The following is a 17,133-nucleotide window of genomic DNA, read 5'->3' as shown; positions in this document are numbered from 1 at the left end:
ATGTACCGAGTTCAGTTAGCAAAATGTTGAGTTTTCCAGGAGTTTGCAATGGCCAAGAAACCCAAGGCAGCCACCTTTATCAAAGACCCGCTCTGGTACAAAGACGCGGTGATCTACCAGGTTCACGTCAAATCCTATTTCGACTCCAACAACGACGGCATTGGCGACTTTGCCGGGCTGATCGCCAAACTTGACTACATCGCTGACCTGGGCGTGAACACCATCTGGCTGCTGCCGTTCTACCCCTCGCCGCGCCGTGATGACGGCTACGACATTGCCGAATACCGCGGCGTGCACAGCGACTACGGGACGATGGCCGATGCCAAGCGCTTTATTGCCCAAGCCCACCAACGCGGGCTGCGGGTGATCACTGAACTGGTGATCAACCACACCTCCGACCAGCACCCCTGGTTCCAGCGTGCGCGCAAGGCCAAGCCAGGCTCGGCCGCACGGGACTTCTACGTGTGGTCGGACGATGACCAGAAATACGACGGCACGCGCATTATTTTCCTCGACACCGAAAAGTCCAACTGGACCTGGGACCCGGTGGCCGGCCAGTACTTCTGGCACCGCTTTTACTCGCACCAACCGGACCTCAACTTCGATAACCCGCAGGTCATGAAAGCGGTGCTGTCGGTAATGCGCTATTGGCTCGACCTGGGCATCGATGGCCTGCGCCTGGACGCCATTCCCTATTTGATCGAACGGGACGGCACCAACAACGAGAACCTGGCGGAAACCCACGACGTCCTCAAGCAGATCCGCGCCGAGATCGACGCCCATTACCCCGACCGCATGCTCCTGGCCGAAGCCAACCAGTGGCCCGAAGACACGCAGCTGTACTTTGGAGACAGAAAGGGCGACGACGGCGATGAATGCCATATGGCATTCCACTTCCCGCTGATGCCGCGTATGTACATGGCGTTGGCCCAGGAAGATCGCTTCCCCATCACTGACATTCTGCGCCAGACCCCGGAGATTCCCGCCAATTGCCAGTGGGCAATTTTCCTGCGCAACCATGATGAGCTGACCCTGGAAATGGTCACCGACAAAGGGCGTGACTACCTGTGGAACTACTACGCCGCAGACCGCCGCGCCCGCATCAACCTGGGCATTCGACGGCGCCTGGCGCCGCTGGTGGAGCGTGATCGTCGGCGGGTGGAACTGCTTAACAGCTTGTTGCTGTCGATGCCCGGCACGCCGACCTTGTACTACGGCGATGAAATCGGCATGGGCGACAACATCTATCTGGGCGACCGTGACGGCGTGCGCACGCCCATGCAATGGTCCATCGACCGCAATGGCGGTTTTTCCCGTGCCGACCCGGCCAGCCTGGTGCTGCCGCCGATCATGGACCCGCAATACGGCTACCAGTCGGTCAACGTCGAGACCCAGGCCCAGGACCCGCACTCATTGCTCAACTGGACCCGGCGCATGCTCGCAGTGCGCAAACAATCCAAGGCGTTTGGCCGTGGCAGCCTGAAAATGTTGTCACCGGCTAACCGGCGCATCCTGGCTTACACCCGTGAATACACCGGTGAAGACGGCCACACCGAGATCATCCTGTGCGTGGCCAACGTGTCGCGCAGCGCTCAGGCGGCGGAGCTGGACCTGTCGGCCTTTGCAGGCATGGTGCCGGTGGAGATGCTCGGCGGTAATGCCTTCCCGCCGATCGGCCAGCTGAATTTCCTGCTGACCCTGGCGCCCTATGGTTTCTATTGGTTCGTGCTGGCCGCGGAAAACCAGATGCCCAGCTGGCATGTGGAACCGGCGCAAAGCATGCCCGACTTCACCACTTTAGTACTGAAAAAACGCATGGAAGAGTTATTGGAAGAACCTTGCCGCACCGGCCTGGAGCACACTTCATTGCCGGCCTGGCTGCCCAAGCGTCGCTGGTTTGCCGGCAAAGACACGGCAATCGACACGGTGCACATCGCCTACGGCGTGCGTTTTGGCGACCCGCAGCATCCGGTGTTGCTCAGTGAGATCGAAGTGACCAGTGCTGGCCAGGTTAACCGCTACCAACTGCCCTTGGGCTTCCTTGGCGAAGACCAGTTCACCAGCGCCTTGCCCCAGCAATTGGCGTTGGCCCGGGTGCGACGCACCCGCCAGGTGGGTTTGGTGACCGATGCCTTCAGCCTTGAGCATTTTATCCTTGAGGTGATCCAGGCCATGCAGGCCGCTACCGTGCTGAGTACCCCTGACGGCGATCTACGGTTTGAGGCGACTGAACACTTGGCCGCGCTGCAACTGACCCGTGAATCGCCGGTGCGTTATTTGTCTGCCGAGCAATCCAACAGCTCGGTGGTGGTCGGTGACAGCCTGGTGCTCAAGCTGATTCGTAAAGTCAGCGCCGGCGTGCACCCGGAGCTGGAAATGAGCGCCTACCTGACCGCCGCCGGCTACCCGCACATTTCGCCGCTGCTGGGCTTTATGAGCCGCCGCGACGGGCAGGGGCAGGACAACCTGCTGATGATTGCCCAGGGTTACTTGAGCAACCAGGGCGATGCCTGGAGCTGGACCCAGAACAACCTGGAGCGGGCGATCCGCGATGAGCTGGCCGACGCGATCTCTGAACAGGAACAGCACTACAACGCCCTCGGCGAGTTGGCGGATTTTGCCGGTTTGCTCGGTCAGCGCCTGGGTGAAATGCACGTGGTATTGGGTGCGCCAACGAGCGATAAAGCCTTCAAGCCCGAAGTCACCACGGCCAAGGACACCCAAGCCTGGGCCAAGGATGTCGGGGCCCAGATCGACCGTGCCCTGCAGTTGCTCAAGCTTCATCAAAGCCAGTTGAACCCCGCCGACCAGGCGTTGGTCAGTGAATTACTGGCGCAGAAAAAAGCCATCGCCTCGCATGTTCAGGCGTTGGCCAAAGCCACGGCGGGCGGGTTGCGTATTCGCGTCCACGGTGACTTGCACCTGGGCCAGGTATTGGTGGTCAAGGGCGATGCCTACTTGATCGACTTTGAGGGCGAGCCGGCGCGGCCGCTGCATGAGCGGCGCGGCAAGCACAGCCCTTATAAGGATGTGAGCGGTGTGCTGCGTTCCTTCGATTATGCGGCGGCCATGGCGCTGAATGTGCAAGGGGTGGATCACACGCCAGAAGCGAACGCAGCGCGCAAACGCGTGACCGACCGCTACCTGAATGAAGCCCGCGTAGCATTTACCCAGGCTTATCAGGCCGCTGCGTCTACACTGGCGCATGACTGGCAGGATGCCAACGGCCACGACGCAGCGCTGACCTTGTTCAGCCTGGAAAAGGCCGCGTACGAAGTGGCCTACGAAGCAGAAAACCGCCCGACCTGGCTGCCGGTGCCCCTGCAAGGGCTGCACGGCTTGCTGAGTGGGCTGACACCTATATCGAAACCTGTACGCGGTGGGGAGACGTCATGAGTTTTACACAGAGAGAACCGCTGCAGCCCAAGTTGACTGCATTGCCGGCGTCCAAGGACGTCGATGCGCTGGTGCGCGCCGAGCACCCCGATCCCTTTTCGATCCTGGGGCCCCATGATGACGAGCAGGGCGGCCAGTTTATCCGCGCGTTCCTGCCGGAGGCCCTAAGTGTTCAGGTGCTGGCGCGTGACACGGGCGAGCCGTTTGGCAGCCTCGACGCCACCCAGGTGCCGGGCCTGTTTGTCGGGCACTTGCGCACGCGCCAGCCCTACCTGCTGAAAATCCAGTGGGCCGGCGGTGAGCAGATCACCGAAGACCCTTACAGCTTCAGCCAATTGCTGCTGGGGGAAATGGACCTGTACCTGTTTGCCGAAGGCAATCACCGTGACCTGGGCAACTGCCTGGGGGCTCAGGTGGTCAGCGTCGACGGCGTGCAGGGCGTGCGCTTTGCCGTCTGGGCGCCGAACGCACGGCGGGTTTCGGTGGTGGGCGACTTCAATATCTGGGACGGGCGCCGCCACCCGATGCGCCTGCGCCATCCATCGGGCGTGTGGGAAATCTTCATCCCACGCCTGCAGCCGGGCGCGGCCTACAAGTATGAAATTCTCGGCGCCCACGGCATTCTGCCGCTCAAGGCCGACCCCGTGGCGCTGGCCACCCAACTGCCGCCGGACACCGCTTCCAAGGTCGCCGCACCTTTGCAAGTGGATTGGCAGGACCATGAGTGGATGCAATCGCGGGGCGACAAGCAGAAATCCACCGCGCCGTTGTCGATCTACGAGCTGCATGTGGGGTCCTGGCAGTGCGAGCTGGACGAGGCCGGTGAAGTGGCCCGGCAATATGGCTGGCGTGAGCTGGCCGAGCGGCTGATTCCTTACGTTCAACAATTGGGCTTCACCCATATCGAACTGATGCCGATCATGGAGCACCCCTTCGGTGGCTCCTGGGGCTATCAGGCGTTATCCCAGTTTGCCCCCAGCGCACGCTTTGGCTCGCCGGAAGACTTTGCCTGGTTCGTCAATGCCTGCCATCAGGCCGATATCGGTGTGATCCTCGACTGGGTGCCAGCGCATTTCCCCACCGATACCCACGGCCTGGCGCAATTTGACGGCACCGCACTGTACGAATACGCCAACCCCTTGGAAGGTTTTCACCAGGATTGGGACACGCTGATCTACAACCTGGGCCGCACCGAGGTCCACGGTTTCATGCTCGCGTCGGCCTTGCACTGGCTCAAGCATTTCCATGTGGACGGCCTGCGCGTGGACGCCGTGGCCTCCATGCTGTATCGCGATTATTCACGCAAGGCCGGTGAATGGGTGCCCAACCGCCATGGCGGTCGCGAGAACCTGGAAGCCATCGACTTCTTGCGGCACCTGAACGACGTGGTCGCCCTTGAAGCGCCGGGCGCCTTGGTGATTGCCGAGGAGTCCACGGCCTGGCCTGGCGTCAGCCAGCCGACCCAACAGGGTGGCCTGGGCTTCAACTACAAATGGAACATGGGTTGGATGCACGACTCTCTGCATTACATCCAGCAAGATCCGGTGTACCGCGCCCATCATCACAACGAGCTGAGTTTCGGGTTGGTGTATGCCTGGTCCGAGCGCTTTATCCTGCCGATTTCCCATGATGAGGTGGTACACGGCAAGCACTCGCTGATCGACAAGATGCCCGGCGACCGCTGGCAGAAATTTGCCAACTTGCGCGCCTACCTCAGTTTCATGTGGATGCACCCCGGCAAGAAGCTGCTGTTCATGGGCTGCGAATTTGGCCAATGGCGCGAGTGGAACCACGACCAGCAACTGGATTGGTATTTGCTGCAGTACCCCGAGCACCGTGGCGTGCAGAAGCTGGTGGGCGACCTGAACCGCCTGTACCGCGAAGAACCTGCGTTGCACGAACAGGACGATGCGCCCCAGGGTTTCCAATGGCTGATCGGTGATGACGCGATCAACAGCGTTTACGCCTGGCTGCGCTGGAGCAAGGATGGCAAACCGGTGTTGGTGGTTGCCAACTTCACCCCGGTGCCTCGCGAAGGCTACGCAGTCGGTGTGCCGTTTGGCGGGCGTTGGAGTGAGGTGATCAACAGTGATGCCGACACCTACGCCGGCTCCAATTACGGCAATGGCGGCGCGGTATCTACCCAGGATGAGCCGCGCCATGGGCAACCGGTGTCGTTGTCGCTGAACTTGCCGCCCTTGGGTGTGCTGATTTTGCGGCCCGAGGAGCATGAAACGCTCTAGCGCGGCGGATGCTGCTGTTCGGCTTGCTGGCAAGGTGCCACAATGGCGCCTTTGTCGTCGCCGTTCACACAGGCCAATCCCATGAATAGCCTCGGGCAAGATCAGGGTCAGCAAATCGAAGAGCAGGTGCGAACCGACCGTTTGCACCAGCTGTTTCGTCAATCATTCTCGGCTATCTTCGGCAGCTACCTGGGCGCCGTCATGCTCTGCTGGCTGTGCTGGGATCGGTTCGATCATCAGGTCATCCTGGTGTGGCTGGTGGTGCTGGCGGGCTCGTCCTTGGTGCGCCTGCACCTGTTCGTGCAATGGTTTCGCTGCCCGGACGCGGGACGCACACCCGCCCGTTGGGAACGCCGCTACTGGGTCACGCTGATGCTGTCGGCGGGGATTTGGGGCGGCGGGGCGCTGGCGGTGATGCCGGTGGATGACCGTTTATCCCAGGTGTTGGTGATGCTGTTTACCGTGGGCATGTCGGTCAGTGCGGTGTCCTGTTATTCGGCCTATCGCTACATGACGCTGGGTTCCATGGCGCTGGTGTTGCTTCCCTGTACGGTATGGATGCTGCTCCAGCCGTCGCCGATGCAAGTCGGCGTGGCGCTGGCGGTGCTGGTGTTTGCCTCGTTTGTGGTCGGGGCGACGCACAAACTCTCCGATGCCCTGGAGAAAGCCTTTCGCCTGACGCGGCAGATGGAGCGCGCTCATCATATTTCCACCCGCGCCGCCCAGACCGATGAACTGACCGGGCTGATGAACCGTCGGGCGTTTTACGAGCAAGCCCAGTTGCTTTACGCCCAGTGCCTGCGCGAGCAGCAGCCGCTGTGTGCGTTGATGATGGACATGGACCACTTCAAAGCCATCAATGACACCTACGGCCACCAAGCCGGTGACCAGGTGTTGCGCCAGATTGGCGCGGTGATCAGCGCATCCTTTCGCCAGACCGATATCTACGGTCGCCTGGGAGGCGAGGAGTTTGCCGTGTTGCTGCCCAATACCTCATTGGAAACCGCGCGCGGCATTGCCGAGCAGTTGATCCAGAAAATTGGTGACTTGCCCGCCGACCCGGTCCAGGGGGTGAGCGCCAGCCTGGGCGTGGCATCCACCCACGCTCAGCATCTGGATTTGAACGGCTTGATGAACAGCGCCGACAAGGCCCTGTACCAGGCCAAGGCATCGGGCCGCAATCAGGTGGCGGTCGTCGACTGATCCTTGCTCATCGCCTTTGCCAGCACTCGCGCAACCTGGTCGGCGGAGTAGGGCTTGGCGAGGAATTCAAAGCCTTCATAGCCGCTGTCCGCCAGTTCCTCGCTGTAGCCGGAGACGAGTACCACGGGCAGGTCCGGGCGGCGCTGGCGCAGTAGCTTGACCATGGCCACGCCGGTCATGCCGGGCATCACCACGTCGGAGAAAATCGCATCGAACCCCTGGACGTCTGTGCCGGCGAGGTTCAGCGCCTGTTCGGCATTGGTCGCCCACGTGGTCTGGTAACCCAGGTCCTTGAGGATCTGGCTGGCGAAGCGTCCTACCTCAAGGTTGTCCTCGACGATCAGCACGTGCTGATGAGCCGCCTCTTGCGGCGCTGGCAAATCTGTATGCGAGTCTTGTTCCGGCGCCGCTTCGCCTTCGACTTGCGGCAGGTACAAGGTAAACACCGTGCCGTGGCCCAGGGTGCTGGCCACATCGATATTGCCGCCTGACTGCTTGGCAAAGCCGAATACCTGCGACAGGCCAAGGCCCGTGCCTTTGCCCACGGCCTTGGTGGTGAAGAACGGCTCGAAGATGCGCTCGAAGGTATCGCTGGGAATCCCGGGGCCGGTGTCGGCCAGGGAAATGGCGATGTAGGGCATGCACGACTCGGCATCCCCGCGGATACGTGGCAGCGTTTGCTGCCCGGCAACCTTCAGGGTCAGGGTACCCTGGCCGTCCATCGCATCGCGGGCGTTGAGGGCGATGTTGATCAGCGCGGTTTCGAACTGGCTGGGGTCGATGCGCGCATAGCAGGGCTGATCAGGCAATTGCACCTGCACATGAATGCGTGCGCCGGTGACGCTTTCGAGCATCTCGCCGATGTTCTGCACGCGCTGGCCGACATCGAAGACCTGCGGGTTCAACGGTTGGCGACGGGCAAAGGCGAGCAGTTGGCTGGTGAGCTTGCTGGCCCGCTCCACGGTGTCGGACACCGCGCACATATAACGTTGCCGACGCTCTTCGGACAGGCCCGGTTGGCGCAGGAAATCCACGGATGAGCGGATAATGGTCAGCAGGTTGTTGAAGTCATGGGCGACGCCACCGGTCAGTTGGCCGATGGCCTCAAGTTTTTGTGACTGGCGCAGTGCAGCTTCGGCTTCGGCCAGCGCACGGGTACGCTCATTCACGCGCTGCTCGAGGTTGGCATTGAGTTCCGCATAGGCGGCCAGGCCCTTACGCACGGCGGCGTCGGCGCGCACGCGCTCGATGTGCGCCCAGGAACGCTCGGTGACTTCGCCCAACAGCGCGATGTCGTAGGACGACCAAAAACGCGGCACTTTGTCGTGTACGGCCATCAGGGCGGTGAGCCGCCCGTCTTTGATCAAGGGCATGCAAATAGTGGCTGTCACACCGAGCGCCTGGAAGCTTGCGGCATCCTGGGGCGGCAACTCGATCAGGTTATTGCGTATCACCAGTGGCTCGCCGGCACGCAAGCAGTTGACCGCGCACTCGCCAAACGCCGCCAGGCTGTAATGGCCGATGATGCTCGGCGAGCCTTGCGCCGACCAGTCGCCGCGAATGGAGAAGCCGTCTTGATCTTCGTCCATGTCGGCGTAGGCGCAGATGGATACCTGCAGGTGCTGGGCCAACAAACGGGTGGTCGACGTCATGATGGTTTCGGCGTCGGTGGCGTTGGTCACGCAGTTGCTAATGGCGTCCAGCACTTCAAGACGACGGGCCAGGAACACCGTGGCAGTGGTTTCGGTCACCGTGTCGAGCAGACCGACCACCACGCCCTGGGCGTTGCGAATCGGGCTGTAGCAAAAGGTGAAATAGGCTTGTTCCGGCGCTTCGTTGCGTTGGATCAACAGCGGGAAGTTTTCGATATAAGTGGCGTGCCCGTCGAACGCAGCGTCGGCGATAGGGCTGATATCGTCCCACACCTCGTGCCAGATCTCGTTGAACGGGCGGCCCAAAGCGTCGGGTTTGCTGCCCAGGATCGGCGTGAACGCATCGTTGTAGAGGGTAATCAACTGAGGCCCCCAGACGATGGCCTGGGGGAAACTTGACGCGAAGGACAGCGCAACGGTTGTCTTCAACACATCGGGCCAGTGCTCAAGCGGCCCCAGGGGCGTGCTGGCCCAATCATGCTGACGAACCCGCTCTGCCATTTCGCTGCTGCCTTGCAGCCAATTCATCATTGGGTTCACACCTTGCTTGCCACGTATTGTTTAGCTTTGAAGAGCCCGACCGACTAGCAACAGACCGGAATGACCGCATTCAGTTCAGCGCGATTATCTCCCTGATAGCACTTTGATTTCATTGTCTATTTGCACGCCGTCATTGTTGGCCGGGTTGGGCCGGCGCCCAACCTTCACTGCGTGCCGAATAAACCCGTCCAATAGATGCCCGCGTCACTCTTGGGGTCCATCGCGTAGGCGGCGCCCAAGTCGCGAAATTGCGGGTTCATCAGGGTGGCGCAGTGGCCGGGGCTGGCGAGCCAACCGTCGACGACCTTGCGCGGCGTGTCGAGGCCGGCGGCGATGGTTTCGCCGATGTTCTTCGCGATATACCCGGCCAGTTCGGCGCGGTCACCGGGCGTACGACCGTCGTGGTCCAGGTGGTCGAAGAAGTTGCCGTTGGCCATGTTGCGTGTGTGGCTGTTGGCCGCGCTGGCCAGCGTGTCGTTCCACGACAGCGGTGTGGTCGCGGTGAACGCCTGGGTGCCGCACTGGCGCGGCTCGGCACGCGCGGTGTTGATCAGGTCGAGCAGTTTTCTCCCTTCGGTTTGCCAGTCGCCCAGGCCACTGGTCAGCAGCGGGCGGGCCAGCACGATGCGCCAGTCCTGGCCGCTGTTGCTGACGCCGATGTCGACAAATTGCGGATCGAGCACTACGCGGCAGAAGCTTTCGCGTACCGCTTTCATCGCGGCCTCGGCATCCTTGGGCCCGGACAGGCTGATGGCCTGCACGTTCACCATCGGGTACGCAGCCCGCGCCAGCGACTGCTGCAAATCGCCGACATTGGAGGCCGGCAATACCAGCCGTGTGTCGCTGGCCAGCGGTGGCAGCTCCTGGGAACCCTGGTCACCGCAGCGTTGTACCTGGCTGCGGTATTGGTTGATCTGTTGGACTAACTGACTTTCTTCATTCGCCATCGCGCTGGCGCAGAACACCGTAGTGGCGGCCAGCGTCGTAAGACCCATCATCAATGACAGAACGCGCATGGACGTTACCCTTGAGCTTGAAAGTGCCCATGATGCGCGATCCAGGTGCATCCATGCACCCGTTGGTCCGAACTTTTTTGCTCAGTTCTTGAATGCCGAGTGTTTCGCGCCCTGATCGCAGAGGGCAAACACCACCACCAACAAGGCAGAAATCGCCAGGATCACCACCACACCATCGGTGGAGTGGGTGGCCGAGGCCGCTACCATCGACAGTGCGCCCAGCGGTGCCAGGCCACCAGCAATGGCGGTGCCGATTTCCCGCCCGGTGCCAAAACCCGAAGAGCGCGTTTGCGTCGGGAACTGCCGGCTCAGGAACGAGCCCTGGGGCGCAAACATCATCGGCGCGAGGATACCGGTGCCCACACCGATGGCGAGGTAGATCATCAGGCTTTCACCACTGTTGAGCAGGGCCAGGAACGGGTAGGCGAACAACAGCGAGCACAGCCCGCCGAGCATCAGTACGGTCTTGCTGCTCCACTTGTCACACAGCCAGCCAAAGCAGGGCACGGCGACGATGGCCACTAGGCTGGCGATGGTCACCGACAGCGAGGTGACATGCACGTCCACGCCTTTGAACTGTGTCAGGTACGCCAGGGAGAAGGTCTTGAAGATGTAGCTCAAGGCGTTGTAGCCAATCGCGACAAAAAACACCACGGCGAGCCCCTTGAGGTCGTTCTTGAACAAGGCTTTGAGGGGGGATGGCTTGGCCTTGGCTTTTTCCGTGCTCAGCGCTTCGAACTGCGGAGTTTCGGGAATGCTGTTGCGCACCCACAGGCCGACGCCCACCAGCACGATGCTGCAGATAAACGGAATGCGCCAGCCGCCGGCCAGCAGGAACTCGTTGCCGTTGATGGTCAGCAGGTAAATGGTCAGCGAGGACAGCAACAGGCCCAGGTTCAGGCCCAATGCCGGCCATGCGCCCTGGCTGCCACGCTTGCCTTGGGAGGCATGTTCGTAGGAGGTGACTGCCGCGCCCGACAGCTCGGCACCGGCGCCCAGGCCCTGGATGATGCGGATAAACACCAGCAAGATCGGGGCCCAGATGCCGATGGAGGCGTAGCTGGGAATCAAGCCAATCAAGGTGGTGCATACGCCCATCAGGCAGAAGGTCAGCACCAGCACTTGCTTGCGCCCGAACTTGTCGCCCAGGTAGCCAAACAGGATGCCGCCAAAAGGGCGGGCGATAAAGCCGATGGCAAAGGTCGAAAAGGCCATCAGCGTGGCAGTCTTCGGGTCGCTGTTATCGAAGAAGATCTTCGAAAACACAATCGCCGCCATGGTGGCGTACAGGTAAAAGTCGTACCACTCCAGCATCGAGCCGAAGATGGTGGCCGCGGCGACTTTGCGCAGGCGCTTGCGGGTTTGTTCGGGCGTTTCGGTACCGGGGATGGAGGCGGATGCCGACATGCTGGACTTCCTTCTGGGTCTTTGTAGTTATTGTTGGGTGAACGGGCGGTGCGGTCTTACTGGGGGTGGAACAGGCGGTCGGCGATCATCGCGCCGATGGGCATGGCTGAGGTGGCGGCCGGCGAGGGCGCATTGCACACATGCAGCATTCGTGAGGTTTGGGCGAACAGAAAGTCGTGCACCAGGCTGCCGTCGCGCATCACTGCCTGGGCACGGATACCGGCCTCGTAGGGCAGCAGGTCATCGAGGGTCAGGGACGGGCAGTACTTGCGGCACTGCTCCAGGTAGCCGGACTTGAACAAGGAGTTCTTCATCTCGGTGGTGCCCGAACCGAGGTTTTGCCAGAGGGTTTTCCAGAAACCCGGGAAGCTAGCGTACTGCGCCACGTCGCGCCAGTTCACCGAAAACTTGCGGTAGTTCTCGCGGCCCAGGCCCAGCACGGCATTGGGGCCGACGGTGACGCTGCCGTCGATCATGCGGGTCAGGTGCACGCCGAGGAAGGGCAGCTCCGGGTCGGGGATCGGGTAGATCAGATGGTTGACGATGTTGTTCTTGGCGGCGGGCAGGCGGAAGTATTCGCCACGAAACGGGATGATCTGATGGTCGATACGGATGCCGGCCAGGCGTGCCAGGCGGTCCGACTGCAAGCCGGCGCACACCACCAGGTGGCGGGCCTGCCAAGTCTCGCCCTCGGTGTTGACGGTGACCGTATCGGTGTTTTCGTGGATGGCAGTGACGGTGCGTTCCAGGCAGATCTGCCCACCGTTGCGACGAATCACCTGGGCCATGGTCTCGCACACCTGGCGGTAATCCACAATCCCGGTGGCATCGAGAAACAAGCCGCCGAGGCCGACGATGTTCGGTTCACGCTGGCACAGTTGTTCGGCATTCAAGCGCTCGACCTGCATGCCATTGAGCTGGGCACGGGCGTACAGCGCTTCCATGCGTTGCATTTCCAGCGGGCTTGAGGCCACCAGCAGCTTGCCGCACACCTCGAATTTGATCCCGTGTTCGCGGCAGAACTGCTTGGTGGCTTCGGCGCCGCGCTTGCACAAATCGGCCTTGAGGCTGCCGGGCGCGTAGTAGATGCCGGCATGGATCACGCCGCTGTTGTGGCCGGTCTGGTGCTTGGCCAGCACCGACTCTTTTTCCAGGATCACCAGCGACGCGCCAGGTTGGCGCTTGAGCAGCTCCATGGCGGTGGCCAGGCCGACGATGCCGCCGCCGATAATGCAAAAGTCATGAATCATTGCAGGGTTACCTAAGGCTGAACATTTCAGTCTGCTTATCAGGTTGTCAGACTAATGTTTTTGTTAAAAAAATGGCGTGTCCGGGGACACGCTGCAAACAGTACGGATCAATTCGTGGTCGGTAATTCCAGTTGCAGGCGCCGCGCCGCGGCACGCAGGTGCGCCTCGGCACAGGCAGCCGCACATTGGGCGTCGCCATCGGCAATGGCCTGGTAGAGCTGTTGGTGTTCCTGGGTCGCGTCGGCCGAACCGGTGGCAAAGCGCGAGGCCGAGTTTTCCCACGCGGTTTTACGCGCACTGGCCAACTGGCTCCTGAGGAAGTCATGGAAGGCCACGAAGTAGTCATTTTTGCTGGCGTCGGCAATGGCGCGGTGGAATTCCACATCGGCCAGGGCTGCGGCTTCAAAGTTGTCGCGGTTGTCCTGCATGGCCTGCAACGCGCTTTTCATGCGTAGCAGGTCGGCGCTGTCGCGGCGCTGGGCGGCAATCGAAGCGGCCTGGGTTTCGATCCACAGGCGCACTTCGAACATCTGCGCCAGGTCAGGTCGTCGACCGTTGGGTTGCGGAAACCGAAACACCGTGCCCGCAGGGGTCTGCGAAATAAACGAGCCCAGGCCACGGCGGGCGGTGAGCACACCGTCGGCCTTGAGCTGGGCAATGGCTTCACGCACCACGGAACGGCTGACGTTGAGTTGTTCGGCCAGTTGCTGTTCGGTCGGCAGGCGCGACTCCGGGGCCAGTTGGCCGGATTCGATTTCTGCGCGAATGGCGCTGACAACCCGTACGACAAGCGAATCGGGGCGCTGGAGCTCAAGCATGGGAAAACCTTGGTGATCAGGTTGTCAGACAATAGTCGTTACGATTTTAGCTTGTCAATATTTGTCTGCTTCGCGCTGCTCGGCCTTTGCGCACGTTTCCAGGCGATCAGTGCGGCCACCAGCAGCAAACCCGTTGCCACGGCAAAGGTCGCGTGCAAGCCGGCAACCACCGCATCAGGCGCGGCGTGACTGACATCCGGAGTGACGCGGGCGAACACCGCGCCGAGGGCCGATGCGCCGAAAATCAGGCCCAGGTTGCGCGACAGATTCAGCAGGCCGGACACCGTGCCTCGGCGGGTCGCCTGTATGTCGCTCATCACCGCCGTGTTGTTGGCCGCCTGGAACAGACTGTAGCCGGCCGTCAACACGATCAGGGCCGCGAGATAAACGCCAAGCCCGGACGCCTGCGACAGCAACAAGGCCCCGCAGAGCATCACGCCCAATCCCACAAGGGTCAGGCGTTGGCTGCCGAGGCGATCGGTCAGGTAACCCGCCGGTACACCGGTAAGCGCCGCGACCGCAGGCCCCACGGCCATGGCCAAGCCCATCCAGGCGGGATCGAGGCCCAGGCCACGGGACAGGTAGAACGGGCCCACCACAAACGTGGCCATGATCACCGCCGACACCAGAGCACTCATGGCCAAGCCGGCGCGCAACGGCGCATCGCGCAGGGGCGCCCAAAATGTATCGCCTGGCCAAGCGTCGCGGCGGTCAGCATCCACCGGCAAATAACGGTAGGCGAGGGCGGCAGCCACGCCCGCCAAGGGCAGGCCGATCAAAAACAGCGCGCGCCAGCTCCACAGGCTGAGCAATACCCCGCCGACACTTGGCCCCATGGCCGTGCCGAGTGCCGACATGGTGCCGAGCAGGCCCATGACTCGGCCGGTATTTTCTTTAGTGACGGTGTCACCCACCATGCCCAGGGTCATCGCCATCATGATCGCCGCGCCCAGGCCCTGGAATGCCCGTGCGCCGATCAGCCAGGGCAGGGTTGGCGCGATGCCACAGCCGGCGCAGGCCAGGGCAAACACCAGCAAGCCGGCGAGCAGCAAGCGCCGGCGCCCCAGACGGTCGCCCAGGCGCCCGGCGCTGACAATCACCGCGGTGATGGCCAGCAGGTAGGCCAGCACCACCCACTGCACGGCATGAAACGAGGCCCCGAAGGCGTGCGCCAGGCTGGGCAGGCCGACATTGGCGATGCTGGTGCCCAGGGCGGCCAGCAACATGGACAACGACAAAGCGACCAGGCCGCCGCGTGTGGAGGTTTGCATGCGCGTTTCCTTGAGTAAATGCACCTGTCACAAATCTACGGCGTCGCCTAACATGGCGGAAGACGCATGGGTTGCAGGTTATAGCTGCACCGAACGCCTGATAAGGAGCCCGCATGCCCGACCTCAATTTACTCATCACCCTGGACGTGCTGCTTGCCGAAGGCAGCGTCGCTCGCGCCGCCCAGCGCTTGCGCCTGAGCCCTTCGGCCATGAGCCGGGCCCTGGCGCGTTTGCGTGCGGCCACGGGCGATCCGTTGCTGGTGCGTGCCGGCCGCGGCCTGGTGCCGACGCCCCGGGCGTTGCAACTGCGCGAGCAGGTCAGCCAATTGGTGCAGGACGCCCACGCCGTATTGCGCCCCGCGCACACCCTGGATTTGGGTGAAGTGGTACGCACCTTCACCTTGCGCACCAGTGAGGAGTTCGTCGAACGCTTCGGCCCTGCATTGCTCGCGCGTATCGCCCAGGACGCCCCAGGGGTGCGCTTGCGTTTCGTGCACAAGAGCGACAAGCACAGTGCGTTGCTGCGCGACGGTGGCGTTGACCTGGAAACCGGTGTGGTCGATGTGGGCGCCAGCCCGGAGGTGCTGACCCAGGCGCTGTTCCGTGACCGCCTGGTGGGCGTGGTGCGCGAGGGCCATCCGCTGAGCCGCGGCCCCCTCAGCGCAGCACGTTTCGCCGAGGGACAACACGTCTATGTGTCGCGGCGCGGGCAGGACCGTGGCCAGATCGACGATGCCCTTGAGGCGCAAGGTCTGGTTCGGCAGGTCAGCATTGTGGTCGCCGGTTTCAACACGGCCATCGCCCTGGCGCGGGGCACCGACCTGATCGCCAGCGTGCCTGAGCGCTATATCACCGTGCCGCCTCGAGGCTTGCACTGCTTTGAGCTGCCGGTGACGTTGCCGCCGTTTACCGTGGCGATGCTGTGGCACCCGCGACAGGACGCCGACCTGGCCCATCGCTGGCTGCGCACCTGTTTGCGCGAGGTGTGCGGGCCATAAGCGGCCCGCAACAGGTACAATCGCCGCTGCCTTGACGCGAAACCCCAGGAATTTGCATGTTCAGCCTTACCCGCTACACCACACCGTGCCCCGAACCGATCAACAGCCAGATCCTGCAGATGGTGGTAGACAACCTCACCGACATCAGCAGCGTGGCGTTGGCACCGAGCAACCTGCTGTACAACATCTACCAGTACGCCATCGGGTTTGAGGTGCACCTGTACCTTGAGGCGCTGAATGGCGAAAAAGGCGTTGCGGTGGAGTTGGTCGTGGCGATGGAAGACGACGCGGTGGTGGGCTTTTGCCTGTATCTGCCGGTGAAGGATGATCCGCACGCCTGTGGCATCGCGTTTATGGCGGTGCAGACCGGCTTTCGTCGCCAGGGTGTGGCACGCAGCATGCTGGATGAGGTGTTGGTGCGTTATCCCCACGCCGAACTGGCCTGTGCGGTAGAGAAGGTTGCGGTGTTCGAAGCCATGGGGTTCCAGGTGCGCGGTGCGCGGGGCACCCAGGTTGTGATGAACACCCGCAACTACGGCACCGATGGGCTGATGGGGGTTTTGGATGTGGCCTCGATCTACAGTTCGCTGGAAGTGCGGCAGATCCACACCTACCTGCTGCAAAAACACGGCAAGCGCGCCATGGTCGACGCAGAGAAACAGCGCGACCGGCACCTGGACCAGTTGGCGCGCAAGGCGCAACTGTTCGTCCAGAGCCGTCTGCCTACGGCCTGACGCGCCTGACCATCCCGAGGATAGTCTCCAGCAGCTCTTGCTGAGCTTCCTCGCGGCTGATTTCACCATTGGCCGCCGCGTGGGACAGCGCTTCCGCCGCGCCGAGCATGGCGCGCAGGCCGGCCTGGGAAATGCTGCCGCCAGCGGTGAAGGGCGACAGCGCGTCCCGGCATTTATCGAGGAAGATCGCCTCGTATTCACGCTTGGACGCTTCCAACTCCGGCGAACCGCTCAAGGCGGCAATCACGCCGGGGATTTCCCGACCTTGCAACAGCACACAATCGACATACGACGAGGCAATGACCCACGCGCGGTCCTCAAGGGTCGCGTTGCTGGTGGCGATGGCATTGGCAAATACCTGGTCCTGGCGCGCGTCGAAGTCTGCATACAACGCGGCCAGCAACCCCGCACGCGTCGCGAAGTGGTCGTACACCACCGGTTTGGTGACACCCGCCAGCTCGGCCAGGCGGCCCAGGGTCAGGGCGTCGGTGCCTTCGTCACGCACCAATTGCCAGGCCACGTCGAGTAACTGACGCAGGCGATCTTCACGAGATAAACGGCGACGTGGGGCAGGGGATTCACTGCTTGACATGCTTATATACCAA

General features: G+C 62.2%; 12 protein-coding genes. 5 read left to right on the top strand and 7 right to left on the bottom strand.

Annotation, left to right across the window (positions count from 1 at the left end):
- Positions 1-48 precede the first annotated feature (48 nt).
- From treS to MF6394_RS27600, 3 genes are read left to right on the top strand one after another with little or no spacing between them, the layout of a single operon-like run.
- Positions 49-3,396 carry a maltose alpha-D-glucosyltransferase gene (gene treS, locus MF6394_RS27610; protein WP_078467953.1) on the top strand — a complete coding sequence of 1,116 codons (3,348 nt, stop codon included), beginning with the start codon at positions 49-51 and terminating at the stop codon, positions 3,394-3,396.
- Positions 3,393-5,639 carry a 1,4-alpha-glucan branching protein GlgB gene (gene glgB / locus MF6394_RS27605; protein WP_044273530.1) on the top strand — a complete coding sequence of 749 codons (2,247 nt, stop codon included), beginning with the start codon at positions 3,393-3,395 and terminating at the stop codon, positions 5,637-5,639. The genes treS and glgB overlap by 4 nt, the downstream gene beginning before the upstream one ends.
- Before the next feature lie 42 nt (positions 5,640-5,681).
- Positions 5,682-6,842, top strand: coding sequence for a GGDEF domain-containing protein (locus tag MF6394_RS27600; protein ID WP_069557195.1), 1,161 nt, complete (start codon positions 5,682-5,684; stop codon positions 6,840-6,842).
- Here MF6394_RS27600 and MF6394_RS27595 read toward each other — a convergent pair.
- The 6 genes from MF6394_RS27595 to MF6394_RS27570 form a co-directional block, all read right to left on the bottom strand.
- The gene (locus MF6394_RS27595; RefSeq protein ID WP_069557194.1) at positions 6,821-9,025 is read right to left on the bottom strand and encodes an ATP-binding protein; all 2,205 of its coding nucleotides are present in this window, start codon (positions 9,023-9,025) and stop codon (positions 6,821-6,823) included. The two genes, MF6394_RS27600 and MF6394_RS27595, sit on opposite strands and share 22 nt — an antisense overlap.
- Before the next feature lie 173 nt (positions 9,026-9,198).
- Positions 9,199-10,050 (bottom strand): CAP domain-containing protein, encoded by an 852-nt coding sequence (locus MF6394_RS27590; protein ID WP_034135509.1) that lies wholly within the window; start codon positions 10,048-10,050, stop codon positions 9,199-9,201.
- Positions 10,051-10,131: 81 nt separating this feature from the next.
- Positions 10,132-11,457, bottom strand: coding sequence for an MFS transporter (locus MF6394_RS27585; RefSeq protein WP_047710754.1), 1,326 nt, complete (start codon positions 11,455-11,457; stop codon positions 10,132-10,134).
- Between the two features lie 56 nt (positions 11,458-11,513).
- Positions 11,514-12,707: an L-2-hydroxyglutarate oxidase gene (lhgO, locus tag MF6394_RS27580; protein WP_047710755.1), complete on the bottom strand. Its 1,194-nt coding sequence runs from the start codon at positions 12,705-12,707 to the stop codon at positions 11,514-11,516.
- Positions 12,708-12,814: 107 nt separating this feature from the next.
- Positions 12,815-13,525 carry a FadR/GntR family transcriptional regulator gene (locus MF6394_RS27575; protein ID WP_044273535.1) on the bottom strand — a complete coding sequence of 237 codons (711 nt, stop codon included), beginning with the start codon at positions 13,523-13,525 and terminating at the stop codon, positions 12,815-12,817.
- Positions 13,526-13,563: 38 nt separating this feature from the next.
- Positions 13,564-14,796 (bottom strand): MFS transporter, encoded by a 1,233-nt coding sequence (locus MF6394_RS27570; protein WP_078467952.1) that lies wholly within the window; start codon positions 14,794-14,796, stop codon positions 13,564-13,566.
- Between the two features lie 113 nt (positions 14,797-14,909).
- Here MF6394_RS27570 and MF6394_RS27565 point away from each other — a divergent pair, with 113 nt between their 5' ends.
- On the top strand, positions 14,910-15,794 hold the full coding sequence (locus MF6394_RS27565) for a LysR family transcriptional regulator (protein WP_078467951.1): 885 nt from the start codon (positions 14,910-14,912) through the stop codon (positions 15,792-15,794).
- A gap of 56 nt (positions 15,795-15,850) precedes the next feature.
- On the top strand, positions 15,851-16,528 hold the full coding sequence (locus MF6394_RS27560) for a GNAT family N-acetyltransferase (RefSeq protein WP_078467950.1): 678 nt from the start codon (positions 15,851-15,853) through the stop codon (positions 16,526-16,528).
- On the opposite strand, the gene MF6394_RS27555 is transcribed toward MF6394_RS27560, so the two are convergent.
- Positions 16,518-17,120: a TetR/AcrR family transcriptional regulator gene (locus tag MF6394_RS27555; protein ID WP_078467949.1), complete on the bottom strand. Its 603-nt coding sequence runs from the start codon at positions 17,118-17,120 to the stop codon at positions 16,518-16,520. The genes MF6394_RS27560 and MF6394_RS27555 overlap by 11 nt on opposite strands.
- Positions 17,121-17,133: the final 13 nt, after the last annotated feature.

This window comes from Pseudomonas sp. MF6394, from assembly GCF_002018845.1.
Lineage (GTDB): Bacteria > Pseudomonadota > Gammaproteobacteria > Pseudomonadales > Pseudomonadaceae > Aquipseudomonas > Aquipseudomonas lactis.
This window is presented reverse-complemented; position numbering and strand designations above follow the sequence as displayed.

Bases quoted from the DNA above. Each gene is read 5' to 3' on its own strand.
- MF6394_RS27590 (WP_034135509.1), bottom strand. From the start codon at position 10,050: ATGCGCGTTCTGTCATTGATGATGGGTCTTACGACGCTGGCCGCCACT.
- MF6394_RS27585 (WP_047710754.1), bottom strand. From the start codon at position 11,457: ATGTCGGCATCCGCCTCCATCCCCGGTACCGAAACGCCCGAACAAACC.
- glgB (WP_044273530.1), top strand. From the start codon at position 3,393: ATGAGTTTTACACAGAGAGAACCGCTGCAGCCCAAGTTGACTGCATTG.
- MF6394_RS27565 (WP_078467951.1), top strand. From the start codon at position 14,910: ATGCCCGACCTCAATTTACTCATCACCCTGGACGTGCTGCTTGCCGAA.
- MF6394_RS27570 (WP_078467952.1), bottom strand. From the start codon at position 14,796: ATGCAAACCTCCACACGCGGCGGCCTGGTCGCTTTGTCGTTGTCCATG.
- MF6394_RS27560 (WP_078467950.1), top strand. From the start codon at position 15,851: ATGTTCAGCCTTACCCGCTACACCACACCGTGCCCCGAACCGATCAAC.
- MF6394_RS27600 (WP_069557195.1), top strand. From the start codon at position 5,682: ATGGCGCCTTTGTCGTCGCCGTTCACACAGGCCAATCCCATGAATAGC.
- MF6394_RS27595 (WP_069557194.1), bottom strand. From the start codon at position 9,025: ATGATGAATTGGCTGCAAGGCAGCAGCGAAATGGCAGAGCGGGTTCGT.
- MF6394_RS27555 (WP_078467949.1), bottom strand. From the start codon at position 17,120: ATGTCAAGCAGTGAATCCCCTGCCCCACGTCGCCGTTTATCTCGTGAA.
- MF6394_RS27575 (WP_044273535.1), bottom strand. From the start codon at position 13,525: ATGCTTGAGCTCCAGCGCCCCGATTCGCTTGTCGTACGGGTTGTCAGC.
- treS (WP_078467953.1), top strand. From the start codon at position 49: ATGGCCAAGAAACCCAAGGCAGCCACCTTTATCAAAGACCCGCTCTGG.
- lhgO (WP_047710755.1), bottom strand. From the start codon at position 12,707: ATGATTCATGACTTTTGCATTATCGGCGGCGGCATCGTCGGCCTGGCC.